Source organism: Idiomarina baltica OS145 (assembly GCF_000152885.1).
Classification (GTDB): domain Bacteria; phylum Pseudomonadota; class Gammaproteobacteria; order Enterobacterales; family Alteromonadaceae; genus Idiomarina; species Idiomarina baltica.
In genome coordinates this window covers 9,460-19,984 of the sequence record NZ_CH672411.1, presented here as the reverse complement: position 1 = coordinate 19,984, position 10,525 = coordinate 9,460, and the positions used below count along the sequence as shown (strand labels likewise).

The 10,525-nt window shown below is 46.4% G+C and carries 12 protein-coding genes and 1 pseudogene; 2 read left to right on the top strand and 11 right to left on the bottom strand.

Annotated features, from left to right (window positions below):
* The 11 genes and pseudogenes from OS145_RS13470 to OS145_RS12645 form a co-directional block, all read right to left on the bottom strand.
* Positions 1-185, bottom strand: a pseudogene (locus tag OS145_RS13470) (hypothetical protein); the annotation flags it as partial.
* A complete protein-coding gene (locus OS145_RS12690) occupies positions 182-691 on the bottom strand; it encodes an RNA polymerase sigma factor (RefSeq protein ID WP_006956986.1) in 510 nt (169 codons plus the stop codon). The gene OS145_RS12690 and the pseudogene OS145_RS13470, both read right to left, overlap by 4 nt.
* A 126-nt stretch (positions 692-817) precedes the next feature.
* Positions 818-1,270: a 50S ribosomal protein L9 gene (rplI, locus tag OS145_RS12685; RefSeq protein ID WP_006956987.1), complete on the bottom strand. Its 453-nt coding sequence runs from the start codon at positions 1,268-1,270 to the stop codon at positions 818-820.
* A 41-nt stretch (positions 1,271-1,311) separates the two neighbouring features.
* Positions 1,312-1,539 (bottom strand): 30S ribosomal protein S18, encoded by a 228-nt coding sequence (gene rpsR / locus OS145_RS12680; RefSeq protein WP_006956988.1) that lies wholly within the window; start codon positions 1,537-1,539, stop codon positions 1,312-1,314.
* 10 nt (positions 1,540-1,549) lie between these two features.
* Complete coding sequence (gene priB / locus OS145_RS12675; RefSeq protein WP_006956989.1) at positions 1,550-1,849, bottom strand: primosomal replication protein N; 300 nt, start codon at positions 1,847-1,849, stop codon at positions 1,550-1,552.
* Between the two features lie 25 nt (positions 1,850-1,874).
* Positions 1,875-2,222, bottom strand: coding sequence for a 30S ribosomal protein S6 (gene rpsF, locus OS145_RS12670; RefSeq protein ID WP_006956990.1), 348 nt, complete (start codon positions 2,220-2,222; stop codon positions 1,875-1,877).
* A gap of 139 nt (positions 2,223-2,361) precedes the next feature.
* Positions 2,362-2,808: a hypothetical protein gene (locus OS145_RS12665; protein ID WP_006956991.1), complete on the bottom strand. Its 447-nt coding sequence runs from the start codon at positions 2,806-2,808 to the stop codon at positions 2,362-2,364.
* Positions 2,798-3,544 (bottom strand): 23S rRNA (guanosine(2251)-2'-O)-methyltransferase RlmB, encoded by a 747-nt coding sequence (gene rlmB / locus OS145_RS12660; protein WP_006956992.1) that lies wholly within the window; start codon positions 3,542-3,544, stop codon positions 2,798-2,800. Before rlmB ends, OS145_RS12665 begins: the two co-directional genes overlap by 11 nt.
* A complete protein-coding gene (rnr, locus tag OS145_RS12655; RefSeq protein WP_006956993.1) occupies positions 3,541-5,898 on the bottom strand; it encodes a ribonuclease R in 2,358 nt (785 codons plus the stop codon). Before rnr ends, rlmB begins: the two co-directional genes overlap by 4 nt.
* Positions 5,899-6,021: 123 nt before the next feature.
* Positions 6,022-8,565, bottom strand: coding sequence for an acylase (locus OS145_RS12650; protein ID WP_006956994.1), 2,544 nt, complete (start codon positions 8,563-8,565; stop codon positions 6,022-6,024).
* A 166-nt stretch (positions 8,566-8,731) separates the two neighbouring features.
* Entirely contained in the window at positions 8,732-9,517 is a 786-nt protein-coding gene (locus OS145_RS12645; protein WP_006956995.1) for a PhzF family protein, read from the bottom strand.
* A 138-nt stretch (positions 9,518-9,655) separates the two neighbouring features.
* On the opposite strand from OS145_RS12645, the gene OS145_RS12640 reads away from it, so the two are divergent.
* Positions 9,656-9,985: a hypothetical protein gene (locus OS145_RS12640; RefSeq protein ID WP_006956996.1), complete on the top strand. Its 330-nt coding sequence runs from the start codon at positions 9,656-9,658 to the stop codon at positions 9,983-9,985.
* A gap of 44 nt (positions 9,986-10,029) precedes the next feature.
* The coding region (locus tag OS145_RS13465; protein ID WP_006956997.1) for a CBS domain-containing protein at positions 10,030-10,525 on the top strand (496 nt) is incomplete at its 3' end.

Below are 10,525 nucleotides of genomic sequence, written 5' to 3'. Positions count from 1 at the left end.
GCGGCGAGCGCCCCACCGGCTGCTGCCCACCATGTACGTGAGTCCTCATCTAAGCGTTCAGTCGTTTGCCCCTCTAAGCGCTGTTCAATACCCTGCCATAAGTCATCACTCGGCTCTATTGCGTCAGGAGTCTCTCGTTGGTGCGCAATAAGTGCTTCTAACTGTTGCTCTTTTTCGTTGCTCATAACCACTCCTGCATTAATTTCTTAGCGCGAAAAAACTGGGATTTACTCGTACCCTCGGCAATATGTAACAGGTCAGCAATTTGCTGGTGCGAATAGTCCTGTAACGCATGTAGAACGAAAACCTGTCGTGTTTGCTCAGGCAAGCGGATGATCAACTTATCGAGCTCGCCTAAATCAATGTCGCTACTGTCAGTTTCGTCCTGCGTATTATGGTCAATGGCTCGCTCATTACGTTTAAACCATCGTGACTGCTTTCGCATTTCTGTAATACCCACATTATTAGCAAGACTAAAAAGCCACGTTGAAAACTTTGCTCGACCATCAAATTTGGGTAATGAACGCCAGGCCTGTACAAAGACTTCCTGTACCAAGTCATCGGCCAGTGAGCGATCAGCAGTTAACCTGAACACCATTCCGTAGACACCACGTACGTAACGCTCATATAAGCGTCTAAACGCATGCTTATCGCCATTGGCAGCTAACTCTATGTCGTTGCTGTCTGACAAGGTTCTCTCCCTGAAAAAAGTTTATTAGCTAATTTATAGAGTAAGTCGCGTTAGTGCGAGGCTAGGTTTACAAGGCAGGTAAAAAAAAAGCTGCCCTAAGGCAGCTTTTCATAACTCAGTAACATATTACTTAGTTGGAACCACTTTTACAGTGATGTTAGCGAACACGTCAGCGTGCAAGTGTAGTTCGATTTCAAACTCACCTACTTCACGCAACGTGCCGTTTGGCATAAGTACTTCGCTCTTCTTCACTTCAACGCCAGCCGCAGTGATTGCGTCCGCGATATCGCGAGTACCGATAGAGCCAAATAATTTACCTTCGTCACCCGCTTTAGAAGCGATAGTAACAGATTCCAAAGCGTTGACTTTTTCAGCGCGCGCTTGAGCTGCAGCTAATTGGTCAGCCAATTTCGCTTCGTAGTCAGCACGACGTTGCTCAAAAAGCTCAACGTTTTCTTTAGTTGCAGGAACCGCTTTACCTTGTGGGAACAAGAAGTTACGCGCGTAACCTGACTTAACAGCAACCTGGTCGCCTAAGCTACCTAGGTTAGCGATCTTATCTAATAAGATGATATTCATTTTCGCTACCTCTAAATCTTGGTATCCGAGCCTTTGCTAACTTACTGATGTGAATCAGTGTAAGGCAGCAAAGACAAATAACGAGCACGTTTGATGGCACGTGCTAACTGACGCTGATACTTAGCTGACGTTCCAGTGATACGGCTAGGAACAATCTTGCCAGATTCAGTGATGTAGTTTTTTAGCGTAGCGATGTCTTTGTAATCGATCTCTTTTACGCCTTCAGCCTTAAAACGGCAGAATTTACGGCGACGGAAAAAACGAGCCATTATGGCCTCCTTAAATCATTTCTAGATGCTGAGCGTGAAGAACTAGCTTGGCTAACCCTTGCTTGTCTTCATGACGATGCAAGAAACCCTCGGTATGTACTTCACTGCCCACCGTCAATTTATCCAACCAGTGCGTAAGCCCTTCGCCACTCATGATGACTTGTAAACGAACAAATGATTGTCGGCTCATTCCTGCTTCTGCTTGCATTGAGCGGTGCTCAAGAGAGAATTGGATGTGCTCAATACCTGATGGGCTCTTTTCGAGTCGAGCAGGTTTACAAACGTGTCCAGTTAAATGAAGTCGATTCATAGTTGCTAAAGGAGCAAAACCTCAATTAAGCGGCTTCGCTATCACCTTTACGCTCTTCCTTTTTAGTTAAAGGAGATGGTTCAGTGATCGCTTCTTTTTTACGCATAACAAGGTTACGTAAAACAGCGTCGTTGAAACGGAAGGCTGTTTCCAGCTCGTCAACAACTTCTGCGTTCGCTTCAATGTTTAGCAACACGTAGTGCGCTTTATGAAGCTTGTTGATTGGGTAAGCTAGTTGACGGCGACCCCAGTCTTCTAGACGATGGATCTGGCCACCACCTTGCTTGATCGTTTCGCTGTAGCGCTCGATCATGCCAGGTACTTGCTCGCTTTGGTCTGGATGGACCATAAATACGATTTCGTAATGACGCATTACTGCTTCCTTTTGGTTCAGTAGCCTCTGTTCAGTTCAGCCAAACTGACATAGAAGCAAGGAATACTCTATTTAAAAAAGATAAAACGGCTGATTTGAGCCGCGCGAGTTTAACTAATTTATGCACAAAATGCAATGATTAATAATCTCGCGCTTCAGGGTGGGACGCTTTGTGTGCTGCGCTGACTTCGTCGGTCACTAAAGATACTAACCGCCCTGCCAGTTCAGTTTTGACGCCTTCTGGCCCTCTTACCATGACTCTATCAAGAGGCGTCTCGGACCGAACGATGTCGGCTTGTAATGTCAAGAAGTCATCTTGCTTATCCACTTCAACACGAATCGCATATTCCGCATTCTTCGCCGATTCGATATGCCATTCGTGTCTCACATCAAACCGATTCTGTAAATCTTCGAGCACCTGATTAACAATCGCCTCATCTGTTTTCGATTCATAACTGATGCTGACATAAGGCTTAGTCGATCGCACAAAGGTACTTTCATTCCAATTTGGCGTCCAACTGAGGAACAGTAAACCAATCAGTGCCAGTGCGATAATTATCGGAAGTAAACGGCGGCTAATTGGCATGACGCTGTCTCACCGCCTCAAAAAGACAAACCCCACTGGCAACAGATACATTTAAACTGCTTACAGAGCCATCTAATGGGATAGATGCCAATTCATCGCAAGTTTCACGGGTCAGTCGACGCATTCCCTTGCCCTCGGCTCCCATAACTAATGCGAGCGGACCCTTAAAATCGATTTGATAAAGTGATTTATCGGCTTCACCTGCTGTACCAACCACCCACACATTGAGATCTTGCAGTGTGCGAAGCGCACGTGCCAAGTTGGTTACAACAACCAAAGGAATGTTGTCTACTGCACCGCACGCTACTTTTCGTACGGTAGGCGTAATCTGTGCTGATTTGTCCTTAGGCACAACCACAGCTGTCGCGCCAGCGGCATCGGCCGTGCGCATGCATGCACCTAGGTTGTGTGGATCAGTCACGTTATCGAGTACTAAAAATAACGGGGCACCTTGGGCTTTTTCAATCAATGTTGAAAAATCATTCTCATTCAGTGGCGGTAAAGCTTTTATTGTCGCTACCACGCCTTGATGGTTACCAAACTCGGCTCTTTTATCAAGCGCTTGACGCGGTATCCACTGAGGCCGAATACCAATCGCCTCCGCTTGACCTATCACCTCAGCAACGGAAGCATCCTGACGTTCACGTGAAACAAATAACTCTATTAACCGATCGGGGTGCTGTGTTAGCACTGAGCGAACCGCGTGCAAACCAAAAACTGTAACTTTCTGACTCATGATTTATTGCGCCCTTTACTACTTGAATGACCGCGACTATTTTTTTGACCCGATGTTTTCTTACTTGACGGCTTGCGCTTATTCGAGCGCTTACCACGGCTATTTTTGTCACCCTTTTTAGCGTTACGCTGCTGTCCTTTATTGCCTTTCGGCATACGAGATTTACCTGTAGGACTCTCAGCACTTAACAACTCTAAGTCAATTTTGCGGTCGTCTAGATTGACTTGTTTAACACGCACTTCGACTTTATCGCCAAGTCGGAACACGCGGTGACTATTTTCACCCACAAGCATATTTTTGGTGTTATCAAACTGATAATAGTCGTCACCTAAATTACTGATATGCACCAGACCATCAATTTGATATTCATCAAGCCGCACGAATAAACCAAAGTTTGTAACCGCCGCGATAACACCAGTGAAACTTGAGCCGATATGGTCTTGCATAAACTCACATTTGAGCCACTCATCCACCTGTCGCGTTGCATCATCAGCACGGCGTTCAGTGTGGCTACAATGAATACCTAAATCATCGAGCTCAGTATCATCATATGCCCATGCACCGGTCAACGCGCCCTTAAACTCGCCCTTGCGCTTTAAAATTGCCTTAATCGCGCGATGTAAAATGAGATCAGGATAGCGCCTAATCGGAGACGTAAAGTGTGAATACGATTTTAATGCCAAGCCGAAGTGACCTGTGTTATCAGGTTGATAGACTGCTTGTTGCATTGAGCGCAGAAGCATCGTCTCTATCAGTTCTCGATCAGGGCGTTGTTGAACCTCAGACAAAAGCTTGCCGAAATCCGTCGGCGTAGGCTCTTCGCCACCTCCTAATTCAAGACCTAATTCACCCAGGAAGCTACGAAAGTTAGTCAACCGCTCATCGGCGGGCGGTTCATGGACACGAAACAGTGCATTGATATCGTCGACTGACTCAACCAGTTTAGCGGCCTCTACATTAGCCGCAATCATGCACTCTTCGATGATTTTATGTGCGACATGACGTTTTACCGGTTCAATACGCTCGATTTTACGCTCGGCATTAAAAATAAATCGAACTTCTTGCGTATCAAACTCGATCGCAGAGCGTTTCTTCCTGACCGAAGCCAGTGCTTTATATAGGCTATGCAACGACTCGATATTCGTTAATACATCTTTGTATTGCTCGCGTAGTTCTGTATCACCATCTAAAATTTGTTTAACTTTAGTGTAGGTTAAGCGCGCGTGACTATTCATTACTGCCGGATAGAAACGCGATGATTTCAACTTGCCGCGCGGCCCCACTTCGATTTCAGCCACCATACACAACCGGTCGACATTCGGATTGAGGGAGCAAAGACCATTCGAGAGTTTTTCTGGCAGCATGGGAATCACGTTGTTAGGAAAGTAAACGGAGTTGCCTCGATTCCACGCTTCTTGATCAAGTACCGTATTGGGCTTCACATAGTAGGACACGTCTGCAATCGCCACCCATAAACGCCAACCGCTCTCTTCGGGCATCGCTAAGACCGCATCGTCAAAATCACGAGAATCTTCCCCATCAATCGTGATGAGCGGTAATTCACGTAAATCGATACGTCCCTCATACGCTTGCTTAGGAATTTCATCAGCTATTTTATTAAGCTCTTGATCTAACCCTTCAGGCCATTCATTAGGAATGTCATGTTCTCGAATAGCGACTTCAATCTCCATTCCAGGTGCCATGTGATCACCGAGAATTTCGGTAATCTCACCAATGGGGCTAGTTCGTTTGTTAGGTCTTCGTGTAATCTTGACCACAACCAATTGGCCGTGACGCGCACCCGCGGTCGCATGGTTGGGGATCAAAATATCTTGGTTAATGCGACTATCATCAGGAACAACAATACCCATATCATGATCGACAAAGTAACGTCCGACGATATCGTTATCACGGGGTTCTATAACCCTCACCACACGACCTTCACGTTTTCCTTTGCGATCTTGGCCTGACACTTTAACCAATACCACGTCACCATGAAGTACCGAGTACATTTGGTGATGAGGAATAAAGATATCATCACCACCTTCTTCAGGCTGACAAAAACCAAAGCCTTCGCGGTGACCGATGATACGCCCTTTAATCAATTGCATTCGGTCTGGTAATCCGTAGCTATTGGCTTTGGTATACACTAACTGACCGTCACGTTCCATCGCTCGCAAGCGACGTTTGATGCCTACTTGTTGGCGTTCATCACCAAGCTTGAAATGACTTACAAATTCATCAAACGAAACAGGTTTAAGGTGCTTCTGTACCAACCCAAGCAACGCTTCCCTACTTGGTATTTCAACCTCGTAGGTCGGGGTGGATTGGCCGTTCGAATTTGTTTCTGACATAAGTTCTCTTATAAGTTGAAATTAAATATTGACTACTATGCATGCAGTATACGCTTTATAACCACTATTGTCAGTGACAGAAAAAAGAAACCCCAGCCGAAGCTGGGGTTTTGGTACGTCATGTTAATTCGCTTGTGATTGCGTGATAGTTCGTTCCTCAATGACGTTATTATCAATATCTGCATTATCAAACCAAATCGGGCGCAGTTGTGGCTCCTGAGAGTACAGCTGAGTTTGGTCAATATAATGATCAGACAGGATATTACGAGACTGAGAATAGCTCAGTAAACCTTGAGCCTGCGGACCGTCGTCGGTGAACTCCATGGTGAACATCCAGCTCGAACCATAACTGATATGATAGCCAGCACCATTTGCCGCTAGGTTTGAGCCTTCCACTTGTGGATAAATCAAGCGCGGGTAAATCGTACCATCAGAGCCCGTGTTTGCGCGGAACACGTTAAAGCCCCCTTCGATGTTATTGGCACCACCCCAGGGCAAACGATTACCACTCGGTGTTCCATCTGGAAGCGCACGCTCAACGAATTGAACCTCGCCCAACGGGGCGTCAATCGACAAGCCTACCGACTGAATACGCGCCATAGCATTGCCTAATAGCGTCAAGACCGCTGTTGATTTCTTCAAACCGTTGGGGGTTGTTAGCGGTTGCGAGGCATCGTAGGGTACCTGCCACTGCGGGTTACGCGACCATTCTGAGGCAAACTCACGGAATAGCATCGCACCGACACTGTCTTTATTCATCGTACCATCCCATTGTGCAAGTACATCGCACCCAGGTTTAATACTCATTGCGCCAGCCGCAGTGTTGACAGGATTACTACCTTGTGCGGTACAAAGGTCAACTAAGTCGTCGAGTACCGCTTCAGCAAGAAATGCGCGGTTGCTCAAGAGCTTATTTGCAATGTCTTGTCGACTAAACAAGCCATTAACAGAGCCCCCTTCCGCTAACATTTTTTGACCCAAACGAGAGCGCAAAGACTGTTGGTTACCGATAGGTCCCCAAAGTGGCGATACGTTTTCGATTGGATTATTGGGGTTCGTTAGCCAAAAGCTGTCATTAGAGTTCTGCACGAAATCGTTCCGAAGCAGTTGTGGAGCCTTGCTAAAAGGCATTTTTCCGTCCGCTTTGTGACTGGCAGAAGTCCCCGGAACGACAGGAAACCCTGCCGACGCACTGATCCCCTGCAAAACAGCGTTGCTTTGCCACTGTGCAATCGTCTCATCACTCAAGTTAGGGACCGATGAGCCGTCCGTAAAGAACACATCACCATCTTCGTCAGCCGCCATGGCATTGTTAAATACCGTGCCCGTGTAATCGACAAACGACTGGCGATATTCTTCAATGTTGCGTGCGCGGTTCATTGCCAACCAGTGATCGAAAATTTCAAAATTAGGCAGATTCGCATCATAGATCGCGTAAGCTACGTCCTTCCCATAAGGGTCGGTACCCCAAGTTAGCGGTGAATTAGGAACTTTAATAATTGTGCCAAACTCACTGTGATAACTGGTTTTTTCAAGGGTTATTAGGCCATTGCCCGTATTCACTTGGATCTGATGCGTTTTTGTTGTCATCGGAACCGACTCACCATCGACTAGATAGTGGGTCCCCGTTTCGTCTTCTGGATCTAACGCTAGCTGATGAACGACAAACCGATTGGCCGTTGAGAACGTGTGCGTCCACGCAACATGCTCATTAAAGCCGATATTGACGATACCGGGCATACCCGATAGCGATCCACCAACGACTTTTAATTCACCAGGAATTTCCGTTCCAAATTGCCAAAACCGTTGGTTCCCGGTATGTGGGAAGTGCGGGTTAGCCAACACCATGCCGTTCCCCGTCGCAGACATTTCTGAGCCGATAGCCCAACCATTAGAGCCCATTTCCGTTGGATTAGGTTCTGGCATCTCAATATGAACTGGATTCAGCGTCACTGCTTGTTGAGAAGGTGCAACCGGCTGTGGCATGTAACTCTGATTTGGTGGCGCGGCAACAAAGACGGCTCCGGTAAAGTTGCTAGCCCCTGGCAGTAGCGCAACACCCTGTGCGTACGTAAGCAGATCGATAGGTGTAATTTCTTGTACGAAAGGCTGCCCAGCGCAGGTCGGATCGATGTTGTTTACGCCTGTCTCGCTCAGGTATTCGTTGTATCCCGCCGCATAGCCCGTCAACAATGCTTGAGATTCTTCACTCAAAGAATCGAAGCCCTGTTCGGCGTTATCGCGAATACCTAGCGCAAGAAAGCCAAAATCATCTATTAAGTTTTGATTATTATTCGAACCAATCGGATTATGTGGGCCAAAGTACATTGAGCGCTGCGAATTAAATTTCACGATTTGGTCCGCTAAAATACAGATATTGTCTTTAGCAAAAGCAAAGCCAACGCCAAATCCTAAACTTTCTAGGTTATCCGCTTTTATGTAGGGCACACCATAGGTCGTCCAGCGAATGTCGGCACTGAGTTCATCGTCATCGTCAAATGTTGATAAAGGATCTTGTGCTGGTAAGGGGCTACTATAATCTGGTTCTGACGGAGTTTCAGGAGCTTGATATTCAGCCACTTCGTTACTAAAGTTACAACCGCTCAGCGAGACTACACCGGCCATTAGCAAGGCTCGATATAGCAGTGAGGTTTTGTAAGTTCTCATCGCGCTTTCCTTGTGAAGTTTAAGTTATTGTTATCGCCACATGAGCGAGACTACTTTATTCGCTTGTGTACTGCCTAAATCATCAGCGCATAGTTTAGCTTAATGTAAAATACACGCATAATTTATACTCTCTGTTATAACGCGTTATTACAGCATGGTCCAACCACTAAATCGTGATTGTTCCTCGCAAATATTCGACGGCTTGTCCAAAAAGCTTCACGCGATCCTGTTCAACCTCGCAAATCACGCGACCACCTCGTGACGATAGCTGCTCCCCAATAACCCGCGTCTTATTTAATCGCTTACTCCACAAAGGAGCTAACTGGCAATGCGCTGAACCTGTAACAGGGTCTTCGTTCACATTAAGCTTTGGAAAAAAGCAACGACTGACAAACCCATCTCCTTCAACTGCGGTTGCGACAACACCTCGCGAATCGAGCTTTTTTAATTCATTGAAGTCAGGAGATAAAGCACGCACTTGCGCTGCATTTTCAAGTATCGCAATATGATCAAAGCCACGTAACACTTCTACGGGGTCACAACCAAGTCCATGGCTGACAACTGCATTCGGGGCAATCGCTTGGGGTTCTGTTGCAGGAAAGTCCATCATCATCCCCGATGATGTACGCGTGACAATCAAACTACCGCTGCGTGTATTAAAGTGGACTTGCTCAATGTCGGGGCGTAAATGGTTAAAGACCACGAACGCCGCGGCGAGCGTTGCATGACCACAGAGATCAACTTCAGCCGCCGGGGTAAACCAACGTAAATCGAATACACTGGGCGAGCGTGTTGATGATAAAAACGCCGTTTCCGATAAGTTATTCTCTTCCGCGATATACTGAAGCATATCATCAGATAGTGTATGGTCGAGTAGAGGCACCACCGCTGCTGGATTACCACCGAAGGTTCTATCTGTAAAGGCATCAACTTGATATAAAGAAAGTTGCATTGAACTATTTCCTTGTGTTTTCCTCTAAATAGGTATAAACCTATGACTGTGATCAAAGAAGAGTCATTTTTATTATCTATAAGACTCATGTTGATTGCATAAGCTGTAAGTTAAATTAGTTGAGAGCTGAACGCTAAGATGTATCGGAAATTTTTTGCTCTACTCATTGTCACTATTTCGCTACTCGCGCAACCTGCGATGGCGTCATTGAGTGCGCACAACGTTCAAAGCGTCTCTTCTGATTGTGATTTATCGGTTTATCATGCTGAGCATTCCCAAGGTATTATCCAAACCTCTGGCGCTAACGATATCGGTTCAGAACAACCCGATCATTCGCCAGCTATTACAAGTCAGAACTTTTCTCCCTCTTTAGCCATCACAGACGAGCGAGTTCAAATCACCGTTCGGTTTGTTACCGGCGTTGATTTTATTCGCCCACAACTAAGGGCTCCACCAACGACTGTTTAATTCCGCTGTATTGACATTTATTTTTAGGAATTAAGGAGTACGTTATGACTGAGTTTAAATCACTTAAATCAGTATCTCATGGTGATGCCGTTTCACTCTCTTCGCAAGCTCGCGACCCTTTCAACTGTGATTGGCATGCGAACGCCTTGCATGTGTTCGATGACTTCGAGCGCCACGATCCGTTACTACTACGATCAAATACAAGTCTCGACCGCGCTGAGCAGCTCATGAATTCTGCGAAGGTTCGTTACGCTTGTGTCGTGAATAGTAATGAACAAATTGTGGGCTTAGTCGCGTTGCGCGAGTTTCATAGCCGTCATGCTATGCAAGTGAGTCAATCGACCCAACTCCCGTGGGCGGATCTAACTGTTGGCGACTTAATGAGAAAACTTGATGAGTTGCCGCAGGTTGAATATAAACAACTACAGAAAGCGCGTATTGGTGATACAGCAGCCACGCTTAAGTCTGCTGGGCGCGATTTCTTACTGGTATTTGAAGCAGGTTCAATCCGTGGCGTTGTGTCGTCGCTGCGCATCGCGC

Bases quoted from the DNA above. Each gene is read 5' to 3' on its own strand.
- rpsF (WP_006956990.1), bottom strand. From the start codon at position 2,222: ATGCGTCATTACGAAATCGTATTTATGGTCCATCCAGACCAAAGCGAG.
- OS145_RS12645 (WP_006956995.1), bottom strand. From the start codon at position 9,517: ATGCAACTTTCTTTATATCAAGTTGATGCCTTTACAGATAGAACCTTC.
- priB (WP_006956989.1), bottom strand. From the start codon at position 1,849: ATGAATCGACTTCATTTAACTGGACACGTTTGTAAACCTGCTCGACTC.
- rnr (WP_006956993.1), bottom strand. From the start codon at position 5,898: ATGTCAGAAACAAATTCGAACGGCCAATCCACCCCGACCTACGAGGTT.
- rpsR (WP_006956988.1), bottom strand. From the start codon at position 1,539: ATGGCTCGTTTTTTCCGTCGCCGTAAATTCTGCCGTTTTAAGGCTGAA.
- rlmB (WP_006956992.1), bottom strand. From the start codon at position 3,544: ATGAGTCAGAAAGTTACAGTTTTTGGTTTGCACGCGGTTCGCTCAGTG.
- OS145_RS12665 (WP_006956991.1), bottom strand. From the start codon at position 2,808: ATGCCAATTAGCCGCCGTTTACTTCCGATAATTATCGCACTGGCACTG.
- OS145_RS12650 (WP_006956994.1), bottom strand. From the start codon at position 8,565: ATGAGAACTTACAAAACCTCACTGCTATATCGAGCCTTGCTAATGGCC.
- OS145_RS12640 (WP_006956996.1), top strand. From the start codon at position 9,656: ATGTATCGGAAATTTTTTGCTCTACTCATTGTCACTATTTCGCTACTC.
- rplI (WP_006956987.1), bottom strand. From the start codon at position 1,270: ATGAATATCATCTTATTAGATAAGATCGCTAACCTAGGTAGCTTAGGC.